21 protein-coding genes and 1 riboswitch are annotated in these 23,111 nt (G+C 69.3%); of the genes, 8 read left to right on the top strand and 13 right to left on the bottom strand.

Annotated features, from left to right (window positions below; translation table 11 throughout):
- Positions 1–237 precede the first annotated feature (237 nt).
- The 4 genes from VGB75_18295 to VGB75_18280 all read right to left on the bottom strand — a co-directional run bounded on the left by VGB75_18295 (position 238) and on the right by VGB75_18280 (position 3,576).
- Positions 238–1,155, bottom strand: a complete 918-nt coding sequence (locus tag VGB75_18295) for a S1 family peptidase (GenBank protein HEY0169001.1) — start codon at positions 1,153–1,155, stop codon at positions 238–240.
- Between the two features lie 284 nt (positions 1,156–1,439).
- A complete protein-coding gene (locus VGB75_18290; protein HEY0169000.1) occupies positions 1,440–2,423 on the bottom strand; it encodes a S1 family peptidase in 984 nt (327 codons plus the stop codon).
- Between the two features lie 149 nt (positions 2,424–2,572).
- Positions 2,573–2,989, bottom strand: coding sequence for a DUF4232 domain-containing protein (locus VGB75_18285; protein HEY0168999.1), 417 nt, complete (start codon positions 2,987–2,989; stop codon positions 2,573–2,575).
- 62 nt (positions 2,990–3,051) lie between these two features.
- Entirely contained in the window at positions 3,052–3,576 is a 525-nt protein-coding gene (locus tag VGB75_18280) for a histidine phosphatase family protein (protein HEY0168998.1), read from the bottom strand.
- A gap of 218 nt (positions 3,577–3,794) precedes the next feature.
- On the opposite strand from VGB75_18280, the gene VGB75_18275 reads away from it, so the two are divergent.
- Positions 3,795–5,570 (top strand): carbohydrate-binding module family 20 domain-containing protein, encoded by a 1,776-nt coding sequence (locus tag VGB75_18275; GenBank protein ID HEY0168997.1) that lies wholly within the window; start codon positions 3,795–3,797, stop codon positions 5,568–5,570.
- Between the two features lie 42 nt (positions 5,571–5,612).
- On the opposite strand, the gene VGB75_18270 is transcribed toward VGB75_18275, so the two are convergent.
- The 3 genes from VGB75_18270 to VGB75_18260 all read right to left on the bottom strand — a co-directional run bounded on the left by VGB75_18270 (position 5,613) and on the right by VGB75_18260 (position 7,526).
- A complete protein-coding gene (locus VGB75_18270; protein HEY0168996.1) occupies positions 5,613–6,566 on the bottom strand; it encodes an ROK family glucokinase in 954 nt (317 codons plus the stop codon).
- 72 nt (positions 6,567–6,638) lie between these two features.
- Positions 6,639–7,076 carry an SRPBCC family protein gene (locus tag VGB75_18265; protein ID HEY0168995.1) on the bottom strand — a complete coding sequence of 146 codons (438 nt, stop codon included), beginning with the start codon at positions 7,074–7,076 and terminating at the stop codon, positions 6,639–6,641.
- A gap of 66 nt (positions 7,077–7,142) precedes the next feature.
- Positions 7,143–7,526 carry a polyketide cyclase / dehydrase and lipid transport gene (locus tag VGB75_18260; protein ID HEY0168994.1) on the bottom strand — a complete coding sequence of 128 codons (384 nt, stop codon included), beginning with the start codon at positions 7,524–7,526 and terminating at the stop codon, positions 7,143–7,145.
- 92 nt (positions 7,527–7,618) lie between these two features.
- Between VGB75_18260 and VGB75_18255 the strand changes: the two genes are divergently transcribed.
- Complete coding sequence (locus tag VGB75_18255) at positions 7,619–9,427, top strand: long-chain fatty acid--CoA ligase (protein ID HEY0168993.1); 1,809 nt, start codon at positions 7,619–7,621, stop codon at positions 9,425–9,427.
- 91 nt (positions 9,428–9,518) lie between these two features.
- On the opposite strand, the gene VGB75_18250 is transcribed toward VGB75_18255, so the two are convergent.
- The 3 genes from VGB75_18250 to VGB75_18240 all read right to left on the bottom strand — a co-directional run bounded on the left by VGB75_18250 (position 9,519) and on the right by VGB75_18240 (position 13,047).
- Positions 9,519–10,646, bottom strand: coding sequence for a glycosyltransferase family 4 protein (locus VGB75_18250; GenBank protein ID HEY0168992.1), 1,128 nt, complete (start codon positions 10,644–10,646; stop codon positions 9,519–9,521).
- Positions 10,643–11,923: a hypothetical protein gene (locus VGB75_18245; GenBank protein ID HEY0168991.1), complete on the bottom strand. Its 1,281-nt coding sequence runs from the start codon at positions 11,921–11,923 to the stop codon at positions 10,643–10,645. The genes VGB75_18250 and VGB75_18245 overlap by 4 nt, the downstream gene beginning before the upstream one ends.
- Before the next feature lie 92 nt (positions 11,924–12,015).
- The gene (locus VGB75_18240) at positions 12,016–13,047 is read right to left on the bottom strand and encodes an NlpC/P60 family protein (protein HEY0168990.1); all 1,032 of its coding nucleotides are present in this window, start codon (positions 13,045–13,047) and stop codon (positions 12,016–12,018) included.
- A gap of 84 nt (positions 13,048–13,131) precedes the next feature.
- Positions 13,132–13,291, bottom strand: a riboswitch (cyclic di-AMP (ydaO/yuaA leader).
- A 625-nt stretch (positions 13,292–13,916) separates the two neighbouring features.
- On the opposite strand from VGB75_18240, the gene VGB75_18235 reads away from it, so the two are divergent.
- Together VGB75_18235 and VGB75_18230 are read left to right on the top strand one after the other, a co-directional pair.
- Positions 13,917–15,731: a DEDD exonuclease domain-containing protein gene (locus VGB75_18235; GenBank protein HEY0168989.1), complete on the top strand. Its 1,815-nt coding sequence runs from the start codon at positions 13,917–13,919 to the stop codon at positions 15,729–15,731.
- The gene (locus VGB75_18230) at positions 15,728–16,015 is read left to right on the top strand and encodes an Lrp/AsnC ligand binding domain-containing protein (GenBank protein ID HEY0168988.1); all 288 of its coding nucleotides are present in this window, start codon (positions 15,728–15,730) and stop codon (positions 16,013–16,015) included. The genes VGB75_18235 and VGB75_18230 overlap by 4 nt, the downstream gene beginning before the upstream one ends.
- A 95-nt stretch (positions 16,016–16,110) precedes the next feature.
- Here the strand turns inward: VGB75_18230 and trpD are convergent, their stop codons facing one another.
- From trpD to VGB75_18215, 3 genes are read right to left on the bottom strand one after another with little or no spacing between them, the layout of a single operon-like run.
- Positions 16,111–17,187, bottom strand: a complete 1,077-nt coding sequence (trpD, locus tag VGB75_18225) for an anthranilate phosphoribosyltransferase (protein HEY0168987.1) — start codon at positions 17,185–17,187, stop codon at positions 16,111–16,113.
- 25 nt (positions 17,188–17,212) lie between these two features.
- Positions 17,213–17,629 (bottom strand): hypothetical protein, encoded by a 417-nt coding sequence (locus VGB75_18220; GenBank protein ID HEY0168986.1) that lies wholly within the window; start codon positions 17,627–17,629, stop codon positions 17,213–17,215.
- The gene (locus VGB75_18215) at positions 17,629–18,675 is read right to left on the bottom strand and encodes a cytochrome c oxidase assembly protein (protein HEY0168985.1); all 1,047 of its coding nucleotides are present in this window, start codon (positions 18,673–18,675) and stop codon (positions 17,629–17,631) included. Before VGB75_18215 ends, VGB75_18220 begins: the two co-directional genes overlap by 1 nt.
- 85 nt (positions 18,676–18,760) lie before the next feature.
- On the opposite strand from VGB75_18215, the gene VGB75_18210 reads away from it, so the two are divergent.
- Genes VGB75_18210 through VGB75_18195 form a run of 4 tightly spaced genes read left to right on the top strand, consistent with a single transcriptional unit; the run spans position 18,761 to position 23,101 of the window.
- On the top strand, positions 18,761–19,438 hold the full coding sequence (locus VGB75_18210; protein HEY0168984.1) for a heme-copper oxidase subunit III: 678 nt from the start codon (positions 18,761–18,763) through the stop codon (positions 19,436–19,438).
- A 53-nt stretch (positions 19,439–19,491) separates the two neighbouring features.
- The gene (locus tag VGB75_18205; protein HEY0168983.1) at positions 19,492–20,373 is read left to right on the top strand and encodes a cytochrome c; all 882 of its coding nucleotides are present in this window, start codon (positions 19,492–19,494) and stop codon (positions 20,371–20,373) included.
- Positions 20,370–21,446: a Rieske 2Fe-2S domain-containing protein gene (locus VGB75_18200; protein ID HEY0168982.1), complete on the top strand. Its 1,077-nt coding sequence runs from the start codon at positions 20,370–20,372 to the stop codon at positions 21,444–21,446. The genes VGB75_18205 and VGB75_18200 overlap by 4 nt, the downstream gene beginning before the upstream one ends.
- Positions 21,443–23,101, top strand: a complete 1,659-nt coding sequence (locus tag VGB75_18195; GenBank protein HEY0168981.1) for a ubiquinol-cytochrome c reductase cytochrome b subunit — start codon at positions 21,443–21,445, stop codon at positions 23,099–23,101. The genes VGB75_18200 and VGB75_18195 overlap by 4 nt, the downstream gene beginning before the upstream one ends.
- Positions 23,102–23,111: the final 10 nt, after the last annotated feature.

The raw sequence follows: 23,111 nt of genomic DNA, 5'->3' as shown, positions 1-23,111 counted from the left end.
AACAAACAGAATGACTGCGTTCATCTAGTTATGGCATACGCGAACTTAACGTTGCGCACTTAGTTGGCCCTTATGGAGGCCTTAGCTCAGGCTTAAGGCGCTTCACTCGAGCCGGTCGGCGAGCAAGGGCCGACAACAGAGCGGCCGCCCGCACGATGCGCGGGCGGCCGTCCTGCTGGCAGGAAACCTTTGGGCTGGTGCTGCTCTGTAGTGGCTCTGTTGTGGCTCTGTAGTGGCCTAGTAAACGGAGACCTTGTACACCGAGAGCGCCTCGGTGACCGGCTGGAAGAAGGTGATTCCACCGCTCCTGCAGTTACCGCTGCCGCCGGAGGTCAGGCCGAGCGCCTTGGCGCCGTCGAACAGCGCGCCGCCTGAGTCGCCGCCCTCAGCGCAGACGTTGGTCTTGATCAGGCCCCTGACGGTGCCTTCGGCGTAGTTCACCGTTGCGTTGGTGGCCGTCACGGTGCCGCTGTGGACGCCCGTGGTGCTGCCGCTGCGCTTGACCGACTCACCGACGAAGGCATTCGCCGCCGAGGTGATGTCCTGGGAGCCGCCGTTGTACAGGTTGACGTCGCCGGGCGGGACGCTGCCGTTGGTGTACTTCACGATCGCGTAGTCATTGCCCGGGAAGCTGCTGCCGGTGACATTGCCGAGCAACGCCGTCTTGGCGGAGTTGGAATACCAGGTCGAGGCGATATTGCCGCAGTGGCCGGCGGTCAGGAAGAAGTACGCGCCGGAACTGTTGCGCACGTTGAAGCCCAGCGAGCAGCGGTAGGCGCCGCCGTAGATGGCGTCGCCACCGGAGATGTACTTGCGGAAGGCGCCGGCGACCCGCTCGGTGCGCACCGCGCTACCGAACTGGGAGACCACCGCGGTGACCCTGGCCAGCTTGGCGCCGGTCACGGTCTCATCCAGAGACACGACGACCTGGGCGGTTTTCGGGTCCACCGCCCACGCGGTGCCGGGGATGCGGGCGTGGGTGTCCAGCGCGCGGGTGACATTGGCCAGCGCGGCTGAGCTGTGGGTGGCTGCCGAAGCGGGGCCGGGGGCCGGAGCGGCCTGAGTGGAAGGAGCGATGAGCAGGGTTCCTGCTGCGAGCGCGGTGATCGCGACGCCGATGGCGCCGGTTCTGACAGAGGTGCGGGTGGGTCTCACTACGAGCCTCCTCATGAGATGAGCGGGCAGGGGTAGCCGCTCGGCTGGTTCGGCAGGCTCTTCCCCTGATACGTGCGGTTTCGGGGAGAACCGCATGAGACAAGCGAAAGAGACAAATCCGAGATGCAGCTGTTTAGCATGAAGAAGTTATGTAGACAAGACATTCGGGGATGACTACATCTCTTCACTCAGACGGTGTCTGACCCGAATCTCTTACAGCGTCTGTGCTGTGAGGACTAGTAGCTGTGAGGACTAGTAGCCGTGAGGACTAGTAGCTGTGAGGACTAGTAGACGGTGACGCCGTAGGCCGCCAGCGCCTCGGTCACCGGCTGGAAGTACGTCGTGCCGCCGGTGGTGCAGTTGCCGCTGCCGCCGGACAGCAGGCCGAGAGCCTTGGCGCCGTCGAACAGCGGGCCGCCCGAGTCGCCGCCCTCAGCGCAGATGTTGGTCTTGATCAGGCCGTAGACCGTGCCCTGCGCGTAGTTCACCGTGGCGTTGACCGCCGTGACGACGCCGCTGCGCACGAAGCCGGTGCGGCAGCTGGCGTACTTGACCGGTTCACCGACGTAAGCGTTGCCCGCCGAGGTGATGTCCTGGCTGCTGCCGTTGCACAGGTTGACCGCGCCGGGATGGGCGATGGCGGCGTTGGTGTACTTCACGAGCGCGTAGTCGTTGCCCGGAAAGCTGCTGCCGGCGGTGGGGCCCAGCACGGTGGTGTACGAGGAGTTGGCGTACCAGGTTCCGGCGACATTGCCGCAGTGCCCGGCAGTCAGGAAGTAATACACATTGCTGCTGTCGCGCACGTTGAAGCCGAGCGTGCAGCCCGACCCCCCGCCGTAGATGGGGTCGCCGCCCGCGATCTTCGGACTCAGGCTGCCGGCCACCCGCTCCAGACGCACCGCGTCGCCGAACCGGGACGCCACCGCGGTGACCTTGGCCAGCTTCGCGCCGGTGACGGTCTGGTCCACCGACACGACGACCTGGCCGGTCCGCGGCTCGATGGCCCAGGCAGTGCCAGGGATGCGCGCCGACTTGTCCAGCGCGCCGGTGACGGCGGCCGCCGAGTCGACGACCGGGACCACCGTCTGGCCGGCGGTGTTCTGGTAGTCGCCGGCCGAGCGGCCGCCCAGCTGGGCGGCCAGCGCGGCCGAAGCGGGTGTGGCTGCGGAAGGAACGGCCTGGGTGGCCGCGGCGATGAGCAGGGTCGCGGTCACCAGGGCGCTGACGGCGACCGCGCCGGTGCGGACTGAAGTGCGGGTAAGTCTCACCACGAGCCTCCTCACTCATCAGGGATGAGCGGCGGGTGGCGCTCATGGGCTCGGCAGGCCCCTTCACCTAGCACCAGGAGGTTGGACGGGCAGGCGGAGAGGCAGTCGGCGGAACCTGGACGTAGCATATGCCCACTTATAGGGACGAGCTAGACATCACCCTCGAACCACGAGCTCCACAGATTTGTGGCGGGACCCGTCGCCGACGGCTGAGGCGGCCCCGCGGCCGGCACGTCGGCCTGTCCGCCGGGCCACTGGACCCGAACGGTCCCGCCGGCGGCTGGACCGTCCCACGCCGCCCACCCGACCTGTGAGGTCGCCGACTCGCCAGGTCCGAGTTCGACGTAGCCGGGAAGCCTCAGCTCCAAGGTCATTATCGACACGGTCTCGAGCGGGTTTCCCTCGGCGTCCAACGGGGTGAGTTGAGGTTTGCCGGACAGCCGCACCCGGTGCTCGCTGACGTTGCGGGCCTCCAGCGAGCCCCTGAGAGCACCGTCCTCGGCGAGCCAGCTGAGTGAGAACGCGACGTCGTCAGGCCCGGCCTCAGGAGCATCGGTATCGGTCACGCCTTGCAGCATTCACGCTCGGCCCGAGCACGGCAACATGACCGATGACCGCAGGGCGGCTCTCAGGCGGCGCCGCGGCCGATGTCGAAACCGAGCAGGGTCGCCGACTCCGGCGCCAGCTCGTCCCAACCTCCGGTCAGCTCGAAGATGGCGACGCCGCTGGTGGGGTAGCCGACCCGCAGCCGTTGCCGGGCCTGCTGATCGCCCTGCCCGTCGTCCAGGGTGATGGCCAATTCCGCGAAGGACGGGTTGTGGCCCACCAGCACCAGGCAACCGACGACGGCATCGACGTTCACCTCGACATCGGCGATGACCTGGAGCAGCGCGGCCACGTGGTTGTCATAGACGCGCTCGTCGATGACTGCCTCCACCGGCTCGGCGAGGCCGGCCTGCACGCCGTCCCAGGTCTGGCGTGCTCGCCTAGCCGGTGACAGCACCGCGCGGTCAGGCACGACGCCGGCCCGCGCCAGCAGCAGTCCGGCGGCCGCGGCGTCGGACACTCCACGAGAGGTCAGCGGGCGTTCGAGGTCGACCGCGCCGGCCTCGGCCTTCGCATGCCTGATCAGGATGAGTCGCCGTCGGGTCACCTTCTGGAGTCTGGCAGATCGAGCAGCGCGACGAGCGCGTCGACGCACGCGCGAGCGGACCCTCGACTTGCGCCATCGCGGCGATAGGCTTGCGGCGTCGTCGCGCGACGAGGTTGCTCAGAAGCGACAGCGCTCAGAAGCAATGACGCGCACCAGCAACAGCGTTCACAAGCAATGACGCTCCTGCGACGAGCCGTCAGCTGCCTGAGGAGTCACCCATGCCCCTACCCGCCCCGCGCTCCCGAACCTTTGGCGCCAGCATCGCCAGCATGGCCCTGGTCGCGGCTGCTCTGGTCGCGACGTTCGTCTCCGGCTCCGCACCGGCTGCCGCGGCCGGGACGCCGCCGCGCGGCGACGTGATCGCCAACCTCTTCGAGTGGAACTGGAGCTCGGTCGCCAACGAGTGCGCCACCGTGCTCGGCCCCAACGGCTATGGCGGGGTGCAGGTCGCGCCACCGCAGGAATCGGTGACCCTGGGCAGCGCGGGCCACCCCTGGTGGGAGATCTACCAGCCGGTCAGCTACCAGATCAGCGGCCGGCTGGGTAACCGCGCGGCGTTCGCGGCCATGGTCACCGCCTGCCACAACGCCGGAGTCAAGGTCTACGCCGACGCGGTGCTCAACCACATGACCGGTCAGGGCAACACCGGCTACGCCGGCACCACGTTTCCCGACAAGTACACCTACCCCGGTCTGTACGGCAGCCAGGACTTTCACCACTCCCCCGGTGACTGCCCGACCTCAGACGGCCAGATTCAGGACTACAACAACCAGACCCAGGTGCACAAGTGCGAGCTGGTGCAGCTCTCGGACCTGCGCACCGAGAGCTCCTACGTGCGCGGCAAGCTCGCCGCCTACCTCAACGACCTGCTCAGCCTGGGCGTCGACGGGTTCCGACTGGACGCCGCCAAGCACATCAACGCCGCCGACATCGCCGCGATCAAGGCGCAACTGACCCGCCCCAACTTCCTCTACCAGGAGGTCATCCCCGGCGGAGCGGTCGACTGGCCCGCCTACCACGCCAACGGCAGCGTGCTGGAGTTCACCTACGGCCGCAAGCTCAAGGAGCAGTTCGGAGGCAGCATCGCCAACCTGGCGACCTTCGGCCAGAGCTGGGGCATGGAGCCCAGCGACAAGTCCGTCACCTTCGTCGACAACCACGACACCGCGCGCGACGGCTCGACGCTCAGCTACAAGAACGGCTCGACCTATCAGCTGGCGAACATCTTCTCCCTGGCCTGGGGCTACGGCGCGCCGCAGGTCTACTCCAGCTTCACCTACTCGGCCAACGACCAATCACCGCCGGCGGCCGCCAGCGGCATGGTCACGGCCGCCGACTGCGGCAGCGCCGGCGCCTGGCTGTGCCAGCACCGCCAGCAGGCGACGCTGGGCATGGTGGGCTGGCACAACGCGGTGGCCGGCAAGCCGGTGGCCAACTGGTGGAGCGACGGCGCCAACGTCATCTCCTTCAGCCGCGGCTCGGCCGGCTTCGTGACGATCAACAACACCCATGCCGCGGTGACCCGTGCCTTCACCACCGGAATGGCCGCCGGCACGTACTGCGACGTGATCCACGGCAGCGCCTCCGGCACCACCTGCAGCGGCCCGCTGGTCACCGTCAACGGCTCCGGCGCCGCCACCATCACGGTGCCGGCCCAGAGCGCGGTCGCCTTCCACAGCTACTCCACCGCCAGCACCAGCAGCGCGGTCGCGGTGACCTTCAACGAGAACGCGAGCACCGCCTACGGCCAGAACGTGTTCGTGGTGGGCGACCACCCGCTGCTGGGCGTCTGGAACGCCAACCTGGCCACTGCGCTGTCCTCTGGCGGCTACCCGGTCTGGTCCACCACAGTGTGGCTGCCCAAGAACACCGCGATCCAGTACAAGTACATCAAGAAGAATCCGGACGGCGCCATCACCTGGGAGGGTTCGACCAACCGCACGGTGAACACCGGCGCCGGCTCGACGCTGACTCTCAATGACAGCTGGAGATAGCCGGAGGAGCCTGGCCTGGCGCCTCGTGACAGGGCTGAGACCTCAGCGATCAGCTTCCAGGCGAGCCAGGTCGGCGGCGCCCACCAGCCCCGCCTGCGGGCCCAACTCGGCCAGCAGGATGTCGGCCGCCGGCCGGAAGCCGCGCCCGGTGAGGCTCTCGCCGAAGGCCTGCCGGGCCGGGCCGAGCAGCAGGTCGCCGGCCTCGGACACCCCACCGCCGATCACGAACACCGTCGGATCGAGCACCGCCGCCAGGTTGGCCAGGCCTCGGCCCAGCCAGCGTCCCATCGCGGTGTAGATCTCGACCGCCGCCGGATCGCCCTCCCGGGCCGCCTGGGTGACCAGGGGGCCGGTCAGCTGATTCAGGTCACCGCCGGCCAGCCGCATCAGGTGCTCAGCGCCGACGGGTGAGACGTCGGCGAGCTCGCGGGCGTCGCGGGCCAGTGCCCTGCCCGAGGCGTACATCTCCCAGCAACCCCGGTTGCCGCAGGCGCACCGGCGCCCGTCCGGCACCACGCTCATGTGCCCGTACTCGCAGCCCACCCCGTTGGCGCCGCGGTAGAGCACCCCGCCCATCACCAGCCCGCCGCCGATCCCGGTGCCCATGGTGACCATCACCGCCACCTGGGCCCCGCGGGCCGCGCCGTAGCGGTACTCGGCCCAGGCCGCGGCGTTGGCGTCGTTCTCCACCACCACCGGCACCCCGATGGCCTCGGCCAACGCGTCGCGCAACGGCTCGTCGCGCCAGGCCAGATGCGGGGAGAACAGCACGGTGGCCCGGTCGTTGGCGATCCACCCGGCAGCGCCGATGCCGACCGCGGACACCTCGTGCCGCGCCGACAGCTCGTTGACCACCTCCGCGATGACCGCCTCGGTCTTGGCGACGTCGCTTCCCGGGGTTGGGCGCCGGGTGCTGTCGATCACCCGGCCCTCATCGTCCACCACGCCGGCGGCGACCTTGGTGCCGCCGATGTCGACGCCGATAGCCAGCGGCATCAGCGACCGCCGCCGCAGAGAAGCTCAGGCGCGGTGATCGCAGGGGCGCCGCGCCGGTGAGTCGACACCACGTCAGCCGGTCTCAACGCGCTTCTTCAGCTCCTTGAGCGCGGTGTCCATCACGACCTTCTCGGCCTTGCGCTTGAGCATGCCCAGCATCGGCATCGCAAGGTCGACAGCGAGGTTGTAGGTCACCTCGGTCGCGCCGTCGCCGGCCGGGCGCAGGGTGTACGAGCCGCGCTGGGACTTCTGCATCTGGCCCGTGACCAGCGTCCAGGAGACCTTCAGGTCGTCCTGCCACTCGTAGGCGAGCTCGTAGTCGTCCCGGATCACCCCGGCATCGAGCTTGAAGGCGACCTGCCGCGCCCGGCCGTCCGGTCCCGGCACGGTGACCTCGGCGGACTTCACCGACTTGGCCCACTGCGGGTAAGCGTCGAAATCGGCGATCACCGCCATCACCGCGGGCGGAGCTGCGTTGATGGTGATCGACTGGGTTGACTCATCGGCCATGGGGCGAAGGTTACCGCCGAGTTCGCCGCGGGGCGCGAGGCCGCCCCCGCGGTGTCGGGCGCCGGCTCAGTCGCCGGCTTCGAGCTCGTCCTTGAGCCGCCAGAACACCTGTTTGGCGTGCCAGCCGACACGCCGGCTCAACCGCCGGGACGCCCGGGCCGGCAGCGGCTGCCCGCTGGCCGGCGCCAGCCGCAGGAAGTGATGCACGATCACGCCGCTCTTGAACGGCTCGAGCCAGATCTCCACCGTTCCGGCCAACGCCGGCCAGCCACCGCCCGGCGCCGGCGCCGCCGCGAACTGGACGCCCTTCAGGCCCCGGTCGCGGGTCACCGTGAGCCTGAGATAAGGCCACCACTGCCGCCAGTTCGCCGGATCGGACACCACGGCAGCCACCGCCGCCGCCGGAGCGTCGATCCAGGCCTCGTCGATCAGGTGAACTTGCGGCTGCATTCGGGCAGGATGACATGCCAGTCAGGCGAAATGTTCGCTACCCTGCGGCCCAAGCTAGGTTTGCACGAAACACATCTGCGAGAGGCGATCGAGTGCGTGAGCTGACCATCCCCAGTGCGGGAACGCCGCCACAGAACAGCGCGGCGCAGTACGTCTTCGACAATGCCCGAACCCGGCCGGACATGGTCTCGCTCAAGGTCCGCAGCGGCGACACCTGGAACGATGTGACGGCCGGGGAGTTCGCCGAGCAGGTGCTCGGAGTCGCGCGGGGCCTGATCGCGTCCGGCATCGAGCCGGGTGACCGGGTCGCCCTGATGAGCAAGAACCGTTACGAGTGGACGCTGTTCGACTTCGCGGTGCTGGCCGTCGGCGGCGTCGTCGTGCCGATCTATGAGACGTCCTCGGCCGAGCAGGTCGAGTGGATCCTGTCCGACTCCGACGCCGAGTCCGTGGTGGTCGAGTCCGCCGCGCACGCCGCGATCGTCGAGGAGGTGCGCGGCCAGACGCCGCAGCTGCGCCACGTCTGGCAGATCGAGGACGGCGCGGTCGCCGAGTTGACCGCCGCCGGCGTCGACGTCGACGCCGAGCAGGTGCACGCCCGGCTGGCGGCCATCAAGCCCAGCGACCTGGCGTCGCTGCTCTACACCTCCGGCACCACCGGCCGGCCCAAGGGCTGCGAGATGACCCACCTCAACTTCCTGGCCGAGGTCTCAGAGGTGGCCAGCGGGCTGAGCAAGCTGTTCAACCCCGACACCTCCACGCTGCTGTTCCTGCCCCTGGCCCACGTGTTCGGGCGGGCCATCGAGATGGGCGCGATCGCCACCGGTTGCTCGCTGGGCCACACCGCCGACATCAAGAACCTGGTCGCCGACTTCGCGATCTTCAAACCCAGCTTCGTGCTGAGCGTTCCGCGGGTCTTCGAGAAGGTGTACAACACCGCCAAGCAGCGCGCCCACGCCGACGGCAAGGGAAAGATCTTCGATCGGTCCGAGGCGGTGGCGATCGCGTACTCCGAGGCGATGGACACCGGCGGCGCGGGCTTGGGCCTACGGCTGCAGCACAAGGTGTTCGACAAGCTGGTCTACTCCAAGCTGCGGGCCGCGCTCGGCGGCCGGTGCAGCGCCGCCATCTCCGGCGGGGCGCCGCTGGGAGCCCGACTCGGGCACTTCTTCCGCGGCATCGGCGTGACGATCTATGAAGGCTACGGCCTGACCGAGACCACCGCCGGGGCCTGCCTCAACGTCGAGGACAAGATCAAGGTCGGCTCGGTCGGCCGCCCGGTCGCCGGCATGAGCGTCAAGATCGCCGACGACGGCGAGATCCTGCTGGCCGGCCCCGTGGTCTTCGACGGGTACTGGAAGAACCCCACAGCCACCGCCGAGGCGTTGGAGGAGGAGGGTGGCAAGACCTGGTTCCACACCGGTGACATCGGCGAGCTCGACGACGACGGTTTTGTCACGATCACCGGACGCAAGAAGGAGCTGATCGTCACCTCCAGCGGCAAGAACGTGGCGCCGGCGGTGCTGGAGGACCGGGTCCGGGCGCACTGGCTGATCAGCCAGTGCCTGGTGGTCGGCGACCAGCAGCCGTTCATCGCCGCCCTGATCACCCTGGACGTCGACTCGCTGCCGACGTGGGCCCAGAAGACCGGCAAGCCAGCCGACACCGACGTCAACGAGCTGCTGCAGGACCCGCAGCTGCGCGCCGAGGTTCAGCAGGCCGTCGATGACGCCAACAAGGCGGTCTCCCAGGCCGAGGCGATCAAGAAGTTCACCATCCTGGCCGAGGACTGGACCGAGGCCGGCGGCCAGCTCACCCCGTCGCTCAAGCTCAAGCGCAACCTGGTGCTGACCGAGCGCGCGGGAGACATCGCGGCTCTGTACTCGGGGGGCAAAGACTAAGCCCGCTATCGCCGCTGCGGTTCGGGGTCACAGCCGTTGCGGTTCGGGGTCACAGCCGTAGCGGTTCGGGGTCACAGCCGTAGCGGTTTGGTCACAGCCGCAGCAGCTCGGCCAGTCGATCGGCCATGGCGTTCCACTGCCAGGACTGCTCGGTCCACTGCCGGCCGGCCGCGCCCATCGCCGCGGCTCGCCGCGGATCGGCGAGCAGTCCGCTGACCTGATCGGCGACCGCCGCGACGTCGGCGCCGTCCACCACCAGTCCGGTCACCCCCTGGCGAACCGTCTCCGGCGCGCCGCCGGAGTTCCCGGCGACGACCGGCAGACCGCTGGCTGAGGCTTCCAGGAACACGATGCCCAGCCCTTCGACGTCCATTCCCAGCCGCCTGGTCCGGCACGGCATGGCGAAGACGTCACCGGCGGCGAAGTGCTCGGGCAACTCGCCAGCCGGCACCGGACCGGTGAACACCACCTGCTCGGCAACGCCGGTCCGCTGGGCCAAGGCGCGCAGCCGCTGCTCATAGCGCCCGCCGCCGACGATCAGCAGCCTCGCCTGCTCGACCTTGGCCAGGATGGCCGGCATGGCCTGGATCAGGACGTCCTGGCCTTTGCGAGGCACCAGTCTGGACACGCACACCACCACCGGGTGGCCGGTCAAGCCGTGTCGCTGCCGAACAGCGGCGCCGGAGACTGCCGGGCTGAAGGTGTCGAGGTCCACCCCCGGGGTCAGCTGCGCCAGAGTGGCCTTCGGGCCGAACGCGCCGGCCAACCGCTGACGGGTGTACTCGGCGAGGTAGGTCACCACATCGACCTCGGCGCCGATCCGGCGCAGCGCCTGGCGCCCCACCGGCAGCATCGCCCAGCCGGCCTCATGCCCGTGCGTGCTGGCCACCAGTCGCCGGACGCCGGCCCGGCGCAGCGGCGCGGCCAGCAGCCCGAGAGGCGCGGACGCACCGAACCAGACCGAGGTGCTGCCGAAGTCCTGGCGGGCCTGCAGCACCCGCCGCCGGGCGCCGGGCGTGGGGAGCAGCATGCCGCTGGGGTGACGGCGTACCGGAAAGTCCTGCTCGGCGTCGAACGCCGCGGCGCCCGGGTGATCGGAGGCGTAGACGGCGACCTGACCGGCCGGCAGCCGCCGGGCCAGCTCGTGGACGAAGGACTGGATGCCGCCTTGCCGGGGCGGAAAGTCATTGGTGACGATCAGCAGCGCGCGGGCGCTCATCGCAGCTGGTCGATCAGGTAGGACCGCCAGGCCGCGGTGAAGGCCGTCAGGTCGGTCCGCAGCACCTGCCGCAGCCCGACCGCCACCGCAGTGGCCGGATCGGCGCGGGCGGCCTCGGCCACCGCCCGGTAGAACCGCACCAGGCCGGCCTCGCCGGCGCGGGCGGCGATCAGCCGGCAGGCCAGCCAGGACTGCTCGTAGAACTGGGGCAGGCGGTCGCCGCCGGTGAAGTCGGCATCGGCCGGCAACGCCGCCGGCACCTTGCCGGCCCGCACCTCGGCGGCCAGCTCGGTGGCGGTGCGGCTCACCGGCAGCCCGGCGCCGAGGTTGCCGACGTACTCGGCCAGCCCCTCGATCAGCCAGGTCGGCATCTGATCGGAGGTGGCCGCCCGAGACGCGATGTGGGTCAGCTCGTGGCCGATCAGCAGCCGGCGCCCAGCGGTGTCCAACCGAGCGAGGGCGGCCGGGTTGAGCACGATCCGGGCGCCGAGCACGACGCCATCCGGGCGCACCTGATCAGCGACCGTCACCGCTGCCAGATCGTGGCTGTCGGCGTCATCGCCGGTGACCGCCGCGAACTCCTGCGCGGTGTCGGGGATCAGCACCGCGACCTGGTCGTTGAAGTCGCGGCCCCAGACCCCGGTCACGACCGGCAGCGACTTCTCGATCAGGTCGGCGAACACCGGCCCATCCTGCCGGTGCGCCGGGTGGGTCAGCACCAGGGTGTGCGGGCCACGCCGGACCAGCAGCTGCCCGAAGTCCCACGGGCCTCGCCAGGACGCGCCCCCGACGGCTGCCGCGTCGTCATCGGCCGCCAGCTTCCAGACGCTGCCGCGGCGTACCCCGGTCAGCCACAGCTGCTTGCCGGTAGGCGCCGGGTCGACGGCTGCCAGGGCGTACTGCAGCTCGACATGCACGATCACCACGTCCCCACCCAGCCGGGTCGCTGCCGGCGCCAGCACGGTCGGATCGGTGACCGGCGCGACCAGGACGTAACGCCAGGTGGTCAGCGGCGCCTGCGCCAGGTTGGCGAACACCTGTCGCTGACGTCCGGTGTAGCCGGACGCGGCTGCCGATTGATCCAGGTCTGACTCCCAGGCCCGCGCGTCCCGGTCCATCAGGGCTCGGGCATGCCGGTTCAGCGCGGTCAGCACGGCGGTGACCTCAGCTGAGTCGGCGGCGCCGGGCGAAGCCGCGCCGGTCGGCGCCGGCGCCCGGTCGTGCTGGACCAGCAGGACCGCCAGCCCCGCGAGCAGGGCCAGGGTCACAGCCGTCACCAGGCCGAACAGCCCTCGGCGGCCCAAGCGTCGGGACAGCCGAACGGGCGGGACCGTCACCGGTTCCCGCCCGTTCAATTCAGCTGGCTGGCTCACCCGACCCGGACGGCCCCTGAGTATTCGCTCATGTAGGACAGCGAGGACATCTTGACGACGTCACCGGTCGTCGGAGCGTGGATCATCATGCCGTCACCGACGTAGAGCCCCACGTGGTAGGCCGGAGATCCGAAGAACACCAGGTCACCGGGCTGGAGGTCGCTGCGACCCACCGGCGTGCCGCTGCCCTGCTGCGCCGCGGCGTTGTGCGGCAGGCTGACGCCCCCGGCGCGCCAGGCCCAGGCGGTCAGGCCAGAGCAGTCGAAGCTGCCCGGTCCACTGCCGCCCCACTGGTAAGGCTTGCCGAGCTGGGCGCGAGCCTCGGAGATGGCCGCGCCGGCGCCACGAGAGGCCGAACGAGCCGGCGCGGGCGCCGTCTGAGGAGCAGGAGCAGCAGCGGCCAACGGTGCTGCCTGGGTGACCGCTCGGGTCACCACCTGCGCGACGACTGCCGCCGACGGCTGCGGAACCGGGTTGTAGTACTTCGCCCGCTCGGCAGCGGTCAAGGTGGCCAGCAGGCTCTTGTACTTGCGCACCTGCTGGTTGAGCTCGGCCTGCCGCTTGGCGATCAGGGCCCGCTTCTCGACGGCTGTGGCAACCGCGGCCTTGGCCCGCGCCGCGGCCGCGTTCGAGGTCGCGATCGCCTTGGTCGCGGTGAGGGAGACCGCGCTCTGGTGCTGGGTCAACAGGTTCATCGACTGGATCGTCTGCAGGTAGCCGTCGGTGGAGCTGCTGGCCAGCAGAGCGGCCGTGCGGCTGAACGAGGCCGCCTTGTACTGCGAGGCCAGCGAGGTGGCCAGCAGTCGCTGAGCGGTGCGTGCCTGGGCCTGGGCGGCGGCCGCGGTCCGGGTCGCCTGGGCAGCTGCTCGCTGGGCGGTCCGGACGTCGATGTGGGCCTGGTTCAGTTGCTCGGCCAACTTCTCGCTGGACTTGGCCAGATCATGCAGCTTGGCATTGACCTGCGCGGTGGTCTTCGGCGCCGGAGCTTGCGGATGCGGTACGGCTTGGGCGGCCAGCGGCGCGGTCAAGAGGGCGCCGGTAACGACTAGAGAAGCAAGAATTGTGCGGCTGAGCCGCGTCACACGAGTTAACGCCACAGTTGGCGGAACTCCTCTTCCACTCGACCGCCTACCGAGTTAGCTGTCGGGTTCGGGCTTGGAAGTTGCCCTACGGAGCACTGCCGTGCAGAGCGCAGAGCGCTTTGCACTACCCCGATTCACCCCAGAAAACCTGGGTCCCCGGTTCGGCTCACAGCGCAGGCGAAGGCTAGCGGTTGAGCTGCCTACTACTGATCAGCGCCGACTCGGCGGTGCTTCCGGCGCCTCCCGTCGGGAGGCGGAAACCGGAAGATCTCAGAAAGGTTACGTGACGCTGTCGCCCGGAAGCAATCGAGGTCGACCGTGTCGCGGTGCAATTTTCACAGCAGAATTCGACAAATCAGGCAATTGCGGTGTGAGGGCCAGGTAAATCCTCGGGCGGGCGGGTAGGCACCAGCCTCAGCGGCGGCAGGAGGCCGCCGCTGGCGAACGCGCCCAGGGCATCCTGCTCGGCGCTGTCGAGTTCGACCGCTCCACGGCGGGGACCCAGCAGGACGGCTACCACGCAGTCTCCGCAGCTGATGTCGCGAGCCGCGCAGCTGTCACAGTCAATGAGCATTCTCTTCCACCTTTCGTGGCCGGCGGCTGTAGTCCGGCGGATGACTACACCGTAGGAAGGGGCACTGACAGTTTTGAGCCGGAACCGGGGGTCCGACCCGGCGCCGCCCTGATCACAGCGCGCTAAACGGCCCGCTCCGGCAGCAGCCAGTGGCGCCGCGGCAGCCGGTTCGCCGCCTGGCTGCCGCGTGCTCGGCCCTGCTTCGCGCTTTCGTCAGAGCCTATCGCTAACGTGTTCGATTGTGACCGCGATTACCCGAGGACAACCGATCACCCGAGGGCAGCTAAGCCTTGACTGCCTCGACGACCCGCTACTGGCGACGACCTTCGTGGTGGTCGACCTCGAGACCACGGGCGGCGCCTCGATGACGGACTCCATCACCGAGATCGGCGCGGTCAAGGTGCGGGCCGGAGAGGTGCTCGGCGAATTCGCCACCCTGGTCGATCCGGGTATGCCCATCACCCCGTTCGTCAGCGTGCTCACCGGCATCACCGACCGAATGGTGGCCAGCGCCCCCTCCATCGACTCGGTGCTCCCCTCGTTCCTGGAATTCGCCGCCGGCGCGGTGCTGGTGGCCCACAACGCGCCCTTCGACATCGGTTTCCTCAAGGCGGCCTGCGCTCGGCAGGAGCGGAGCTGGCCCAATCCGGCAGTGCTCGACACCGCGCTGCTGGCCCGGCGGGTGCTGACCCGGGACGAGGTGCCCAACTGCAAGCTGAGCACGCTGGCCGGCTTCTTCAAGTCGACCACCACTCCCAACCACCGAGCCCTGTCCGACGCCCGGGCCACCGTGGATGTGCTGCACGCCCTGATCGGCCGGCTGGGCACGCTGGGCGTGCACTCGCTGACCGAGCTGCGCGCCTTCACCTCCCAGGTCACCGACGCCCAGCGACGCAAACGCCACCTCGCCGACGACCTGCCGCACGCCCCCGGGGTCTACCTGTTCCATGACGGCGCCGGTCGCCCGCTCTACGTGGGCACCAGCAAAGACCTGCGCAGCCGGGTGCGGCAGTACTTCGTGGCCTCAGAGACCCGCAGCCGGATGGGTGAGATGGTCGGGTTGGCCGAGTCTGTCGAGTCGATCGTCTGCGCGCACCCGCTCGAGGCGCAGGTGCGCGAGTTGCGCCTGATCACCTCGCTCAAGCCTCGCTACAACAGGCGGTCCAAGCACAGTGACCGGACTGTCTGGCTCAAGCTGACCCAGGAGCCCTTTCCGCGGTTGTCGATCGTGCACCAGGCTCGCGCCGACGGAGCGCAGTACTTCGGCCCGCTGCGCTCCACCAGGCAGGCCGAGCAATTGCGCGACGCCATCCACGACGCGGTGCCGCTGCGGCAGTGCACCGATCGGCTGACGCCCGGTCGGGTGGTCCGCCGCGCGTGCGCGCTCGCCGGGATCGGCAAGTGCGCCGCGCCCTGCGAGGACGAGCTCTCCCCTGAGGCCTACGCGCGCCTGGTCGATACGGTCGTGCAGGCCTGGCATGCCGACGTCGCGATGCTGATCGAGCCGCTCAAGCGCCGGCTGGGCTCGCTGGCCGCCGCCCAGCGCTACGAGGAGGCGGCCGTGGTGCGAGACCGAATCGCCACCCTGGTGCGCAGCTGCGCCCGCATGCAGGCTCTGGTCTCCTTGACCCGGGTGGCCGAGCTGGTAGCCGCCCGCTCGGACGGCCTGGGCGGCTGGGAGTTGGTGGTGATCCGGCACGGCCGCATGGTGGGCGCCGAAGTCGCCGCTCGCGGGGTGCCGCCGATGCCCATGGTGGAGACCCTGCTCAGCACCGCCGAGGTCGTCACGCAGACCTCTGCCTCGGCGACCCTGGCCACAGTCGCCACGGTCGAAGAGACCGAGTTGCTCCTGCGATGGCTCAATCAGCCCGGCGTCCGGCTGGTCTCGGCCAGCCAGCCATGGAGTTCCCCGGCGGCCGGCGCGGCCCGGTTGCGTAGCTGGCTGGTCTCGGCTGACGGCGCGCGACGTAGCGCCGAGCCGTTCACCGACCGCCGCCGGCTGCCCGTTCTGCACCAGCCCAACCGGTCCAGTCCTGGTTCTAGGATCAGTGCATGATCACCACCATTGTCATGGTCAGCGTCGCGGCGAACATGATCCCCGAGGTAGCCCAGGCCATCGCTGACATCGACGGCGTCAGCGAGGTGTACAGCGTCGCCGGCGACGTCGACCTGATCGCGATCGTCCGGGTCCGGGAGTTCGACCAGATCGCCGACGTCATCGCCGGCCGGCTGAGTCGGATCGAGGGCGTGCTGAGCACCGACACCCACGTCGCCTTCCGGGCCTACTCCCGGCACGACCTGGAGTCGGCGTTCTCGATCGGGTACTCAGCCCCGGAGTAGACCCACCGAGGCCGACAAGCCGGCCCAGCCTGACCGAGCCGGCCCAGCCCTGACCGAGCCGGCCCAGCCCTGACCGAGCCGGACGATCGACCAGGTCAGCGCTTCTGGTCGGCGCGCAGCTTCTGGCTCAACTCGATCCAAGCCTGCAGCAGCGTCGCGGCGCCACCGCCGTCGATGGCGGCGGCCGCGATCGGCAGGCCGTGTCGCACAGCGGCTTGCGCGGAATCCAGCACACCGTCGAACGCGGCGATCGCCGCGGCCGCGTTGAGCAGCACGGCATCGCGCACCGGTCCCTGCTCCCCGCTCAGCAGCCGCCGGACCACCTCGGCGTTGAACGAGGCCGGGCCGCCCTTGAGCGCCTGCGGGTCGGCCGCCGCGATCCCCACCGACATCGGGTCGAGCACGTCGGGGCGCACCGTGCCATCGGACACCAGCCAGACCTGCGACGTCGTGGTGGTGGTCAGCTCGTCAAGGCCGTCGTCACCGCGGAACACCATGCCCCGGTCGCCGCGGTCAGCCAGCACCTGGGCCATCACCGGCGCCATCTGCCGGTCATAGACCCCGATCGCGACCGCCGCCGGCCGAGCCGGGTTGGTCAGCGGGCCGAGGTAGTTGAAGGCGGTCGGCACGCCGAGCTCGCGACGGGGGCCGCTGGCGTGCCGCATGCCCGCGTGAAACACCGGCGCGAAGCAGAACCCGATGCCGACCCCGGCCACCGTGGCCAGCACCCCGGAGGCCTGCAGGTCGATGGCCACGCCGAGCTCTTCGAGCACGTCGGCGGTGCCGCAGGCCGAAGACGCCGCCCGGTTGCCGTGCTTGACCACGGCCCGGCCGGACCCGGCCGTCACCAGCGCCGCCATCGTCGAGATGTTCACGGTCTGGGCCCGGTCTCCCCCGGTGCCCACCACGTCCACCGCCGGCTGGGTCAGGGCCACGGGCGCGGCGTGAGCCAGCATGGCGCGCACCAGGCCCGCCAGCTCGGCCGGGGTCTCGCCCTTGGCGCGCAGCAGCACCGCGAACGCCGCCAGCTGGGCCGCGGTCGCCTCGCCGGCCATGATCTCGTCCATCGCCCACTGGGTCGCCTCACCGGTCAGCGAGTCACCGCGCATCAGGCTGGTGAACAGGTCCGGCCAGCTCTGCTGGCGAGCGGGACCCGGGCTCGGCGCGCTCATGGGCGACTGCGGAACTCTGGCTCGCTCAACGCACCACGGGAATGGCCGCGGCGCGAGCCCGCAGGACCTCACCGACGGTGCTGGCCGCCAGCACCGGATCAAGCGGCCGCACGATGGTGGCGTCGGCCTGGGACCAGGCGGCCAGCCAGCGGTCCTGCGTGCGCGCCAGCAGGATGATGATCGGAGGGCAGTCGGTGATCTCGTTCTTGAACTGCCGGCACAGGCCGATCCCGCCGCTGGGCTGGGCGTCACCGTCGAGGATCACCAGGTCGATGTCGCCGGAGTCGAGCTGGTTCTTGAGCTGGCTGTAGTTGGCGCACTCGACCCAGTCGATCCGCCCCAGGTCAGAGGCTGCCCGACGTCCGACCGCGGTGCGCACGCTGGTCCGCAACTCGGCGCGCTGGCTGTAGACCACAACGGTGAGGGTGTGAGGCGAGGTCATCAGCTGTGAACTTCTTTCTTCGCGGAAGCGGCCGGCCGGGTGTCGTGGACTGCCATCGTATCCAGCGGCACAGGGGCGGGCGCACCGGCCGCCTCTCGCGCCGCCGCCGCGGCCTCGGCGGCCTCAAGCCGGTCGAGCCGGCGATCCTCACGGACCGCCTCGCGCTCAGAGGCCCTGATCCACTGCGCGGTCACCACGCCCAGCATGATCAACCCGACCAGCTCGCCGGAGGACCACAGCAGCCCGCCGCCGACCCGCTGGTCTGAGAGTGGGTCCAGCCAACTGAGCTTGAGCGCCTCGTAGTGGGACGCGGCGATCACCGTCGCCTGGGTGTAGATCGAGAGTCCCAGGATCGCGTGGAACGGCAGGGTCGAGATCAGGATCAGGAAGCGGAAGGGGTGGGACTGCCGGCCCGGGATCGGGTCTATGCCGATCATCGGCCAGAAGAACAGCGTGCCGACCAGGATGAAGTGCAGGTGCAGCAGCTCGTGCAGCACCTGGTTGTCCAGCGTCGCCGGGTACCAGCCGGTGAAGTACAGCGCGAACGGGCTGGCCACGTACACCGCCCAGCCGATCAGCGGGAAGGTCAGCAGCTTGGCCAGCCGGCTGTGCAGCACCGCCAGGATGACCGAGCGCACCCCGCGCGGCACGGTGCGCAGGGCCAGGGTGATGGGCGCGCCCAGGGCCAGGAAGATCGGCGCGACCATGGCCAGCAGCATGTGCTGGATCATGTGCAGCGAGAACATCGTGGTGTCATAGGCGCCCAGCCCGCTCATTCCGGCGAAGGCGATGACGCCTACCCCGCCGACCATGAAGGCGGTCGTCCGGCCGGCCGGCCAGTCATCGCCACGCAGCCTCAGCCGCCACACGCCCCACAGGTAAAGACCGGTCACGACCAGCAGCGGGACCAGCAGCCACCAGTTGAGCTCAAGCTCGGTGAACAGCCGCGCAGGCGTGAAACGGGGCAGCGTCGAGGGGCCCGGCCCACCGTCGGAATCGCCGTCGTGAGCAAGCACTGGAGCGAGGACGAGCGCGGCGCGGAGCACTGTTCAAGCGTAGTTACCGAGAACACGTCCCGCACCACGTACCCCGTGCCTAACACTCTGCTGTCGATGGGGCAATAATGCAGAGGTGACCTCGACTGCACAGGCTCCTCCGGCCGGGCGCTTTCCCTCATCCCAGGTTCATTCGCTAACCCGGCCCAACCTGGTCAGCGTCGGGACTGTCGTGTGGCTGTCCAGTGAGCTGATGTTCTTCGCCGGCCTGTTCGCGATGTACTTCACGGTCCGCGCCAACAACCTCGAGAACTGGCCGGGCGTGCCGGCGCTCGACGGCAACCCGGCCTACGACATCCATCTGGCGGTGCCCTACGCCACCGTGTTCACGGTGATCCTGGTCGCATCCTCGGTGACCTGCCAGTGGGGCGTCTTCGCAGCCGAGCGCGGCGATGTGTACGGGCTGCGGCGCTGGTTCTTCATCACCTTCGTGATGGGCCTGATCTTCGTCCTCGGGCAGGCGAACGAGTACCGCGAGCAGGTGACCGAGTACCGCCACCTGGTCGACGGCTTCCACGAGGCCGGCATGACGCTCTCGTCCTCGGGCTACGGCTCGGTCTTCTACATCACCACCGGGTTCCACGGGCTGCACGTGATCGGCGGCCTCATCGCCTTCCTGTTCTTCCTCGCCCGCACCGCGCTGGGCCGGTTCACTCCAGCCCAGGCGACCGCGGCAATCGTGGTGTCCTATTACTGGCACTTCGTCGACGTCGTGTGGATCGGGCTGTTCGCCACGATCTACCTGATCCATTGAGCCATGCGAGATCTACCCGCTCGGCGCTTCGGCCGAACAGCGAAAGGACGTCCATGACCGACGAGGAGAACCTCGACGCGGACGGCGACCTCGGTTTCACCCCGGCCGTCGTGGACAACGCCGGCCGGGCCGCAGCCTCGCCCGCGACGCGGCGCCGCCGTGCCGGGTTCCGCCGCCGCGCCGCCAGCCTGGCGGTGCTGGTGGGCGCCCTGACGGCGGTAGGCGGCGGCTACGCCATGCTCGCGCCGTCCTCCGGCGCCGACGACAGCACCATGACCAGCGCGGACATCGAGGCCGGCCGCCAGCTCTACAACAACAGCTGCATCACCTGCCACGGCGCCAACCTCGAGGGGATCGCCGGACGCGGCCCGACCATCGTCGGGACCGGCTCGGCCGACGTGTACTTCCAGGTCAGCACCGGCCGGATGCCCGCGCCAGTGCAGGGCGCCTGGGAGCTTCGCAAGGTGCCCAAGTTCAACGAGAAGGAGACGCTGCAGCTCGGCGCGTTCGTCCAGTCCAAGGGCGGCGGGCCTGAGGTGCCGGCCGCCGACGCCAACCTGCGGGGCGGCCCGGAGGAGCTGGGCGAGGGTGGGGAGTTGTTCCGGTTGAACTGCGCCTCCTGCCACGGCGCGACCGGGCACGGCGCGCCGTTGTCGGCCGGCAAGATCGCACCGGACCTCTACCGCTCCACCGACCGCCAGCTCTACACGGCCATGCAGGTGGGCCCGGAGAACATGCCGGTCTTCGCCAACAACCAGATCACCCCTGAGCAGAAGCGCGCGATCATCGGTTACGTGCAGGCCATGAAGGAGTCCAAGGACCCGGGCGGCGCCGGCCTCGGCAGAATCGGCCCGGTGGCCGAGGGCCTGGTCATCTGGACCGCTGGTCTGGGCGTGCTGATGGTCTCGATCCTGTGGATCGGAGCCAGGCTGTGAGTGTCACCCACGGGGCTCATCCAGGAGAGAGCCTTTCGGCCGAGGAAGCCGCGCAGCTGAGCCCGGAAGAGGCGATGATCGCCGGCGCCGAGGCCGACGGCATCTACATCGTCCACCGCCGTGAGCGCTTTCCGATCGCCGGCACCAAGGCCGAGAAGCGCGCTGAGCGCACCATCGCCGCCGTGTTCATGGTGGGCTTCCTGGCGGCTGTCGCCTTCATCGTGGTGTTCTGCGGCGCGGTGCCCTTCGAGTGGCAGTTACCCGGCGTCGGCAACCAGAACTACCGGTTCTTCACGCCGCTGATCGGCGGCCTGCTAGGGCTCTCGCTGGCCTGTGTGGGCATCGGGGTGATCCTGTGGGCCAAGTGGCTGCTTCCCGAAGAGGAGGCCGTCCAGGATCGGCACGACGGCGCCTCTGACCTGACCGAGCAGATCCTCGTCGCCGGCACCCTGGTCTCGGGTTACCAGGACCTGGGCCTGGCCCGCCGCTCGATGCTCAAGACCACTCTGGGCCTGGCCGGCGGCGCGCTGGGCCTGGTACCGCTGGTCGCCCTCGTCGGCGCCATGATCAAGAAGCCCAACCGCGGCGAGGGCCAGAGCCTGTTCCACACCCCGTTCGAGCCGGGCATGCCGATCGTGTACGCCGACGGCCGGCGGGTCGGTCCCGGCGACCTGCTGCCCGGCGGCATAGCCACGGTGTTCCCCGGCATCCCCGGCGGTGTCAAGGACCCCGACGCGCCCACCCTGCTGATCCGGTTGAAGCCGGGCGAGACCGTCAAGGCGCGCAAGGGCCAGGAGAACTATCACTGGGGCGACTACGTCGCCTTCTCCAAGATCTGCACGCACGCCGGCTGCCCGGCGTCGCTGTACGAGCAGAAGACCGGACGCCTGCTCTGCCCCTGCCACCAGTCGCAGTTCGACGTGCTGCAGGACGCCAAGCCGGTGTTCGGCCCGGCCACCCGCAGCTTGCCGAAGTTACCGCTGGACGTCGAAATGGTCGACGGCAGGCAGTACTTCGTCGCCAAAGGTGATTACCCTGAAGCGATAGGCCCGTCATTTTGGGAGCGGCCATGAGCATTGATCCTGACAACCTGAGTCAGGCGCCCACCGTCAAGGGGCCCAAGCGCTTCGACAAGCCGCGGACCCCGCTGGGCAAGACCGGTCGCTGGGCCGAGGACCGGCTCGGCGTGGCCGGCGGCATGCGCAAGCAGCTGAACAAGGTCTTCCCCGACCACTGGTCGTTCCTGATGGGCGAGATCACGCTCTACTCGTTCATCGTGCTTCTGCTGTCGGGCACCTTCCTGACGTTCTTCTTCGACGCCTCGATGGCCGAGGTGCGCTACGACGGCGCCTACGTGCCGCTCAACGGCGTGCAGATGTCGCAGGCCTACGCCTCGACGCTGGACATCTCTTTCGAGGTCCGCGGCGGGCTGGTGATGCGCCAGATCCACCACTGGTCGGCGCTGCTGTTCATGGCCGCGATGCTGATCCACATGTTCCGGGTGTTCTTCACCGGCGCGTTCCGCAAGCCCCGTGAGCTCAACTGGCTGATCGGACTGGGCCTGGTGACGCTGGGGCTGGTCGAGGGTTTCGCCGGGTACTCGCTGCCCGATGACCTGCTGTCGGGCACCGGCCTGCGGATCGCCGCGGCGATCATGCAGTCCATCCCGGTCATCGGCAGCTGGGCGGAATTCCTGGTCTTCGGCGGCAAGTTCCCGGGCACCGTGATCATCGGCCGGCTTTATATCGTGCACGTCCTGATAGTCCCGGGCCTGTTGGCCGCCTTGATCGGCGCTCACCTGGCCCTGATCGTCAAGCAGAAGCACACCGAGTTCCCCGGCCCCGGCAAGACCGAGCACACCGTCAGCGGCGAGCGGGTCTACCCCGTCTACGGCATGAAGGCCGGCGGCTTCTTCTTCATCGTCTTCGCCGTCTGCGCCGCGCTCGGCGGACTGGCCCAGATCAACCCGGTCTGGCTATTCGGCCCTTACAACCCGGCTCAGGTGTCCTCGGGCTCCCAGCCTGACTGGTACATCGGTTTCCTCGACGGCTCGACCCGGTTGTTCCCGTCCTGGGAGATCAGGTTGTTCGACCACACGATCCCGCCGCTGTTCTGGCCGACGCTGGTGTTGCCAGGGATCATGTTCACCCTGGCCGGCGCCTATCCGTTCCTGGAAGCGAAGTTCACCAAGGACAAGTCCTCGCACAACTTGCTGCAGCGTCCACGTGACGTGCCGACGCGGACCGGGCTCGGCGCGATGGCCATCACGTTCTATGGGGTGCTGCTGGTCTCGGGCGGGAACGACCTGATCGCCAAGGCCTTCGACATCTCGCTCAACGCGATGACCTGGGCGGGGCGGATCGGTGTGCTGGTGCTACCCCCGCTGGCCTACGCGGTGGCCTACAAGATCTGCCTCGGGCTGCAACGGCATGACCGTGAGGTGCTCGAGCACGGTATCGAGACGGGCATCATCAAGCTGCTGCCCAACGGCGAGTTCATCGAGATTCACCAGCCACTCGGCCCAGTGGACGACCACGGCCACGGTCAGCTCGGCTACGCCGGCATCCCGGTTCCCAAGCGGATGAACCAGCTCGGCAACCCGCGCGGAAACAAGATCCGGGGCTTCTTCTACCCGGTTCGCGAGGAGACCGACATCCAGGCAGAGCTCGACGCCCTCGCCGCGGCCGAGGAACGCGACCCGCACCGCGAGCGCGAGTTGACCGACTGACCCAGCATAA

The organism is Jatrophihabitans sp. (genome assembly GCA_036399055.1).
Taxonomy (GTDB): Bacteria; Actinomycetota; Actinomycetes; order Mycobacteriales; family Jatrophihabitantaceae; genus Jatrophihabitans_A.
This window is presented reverse-complemented; position numbering and strand designations above follow the sequence as displayed.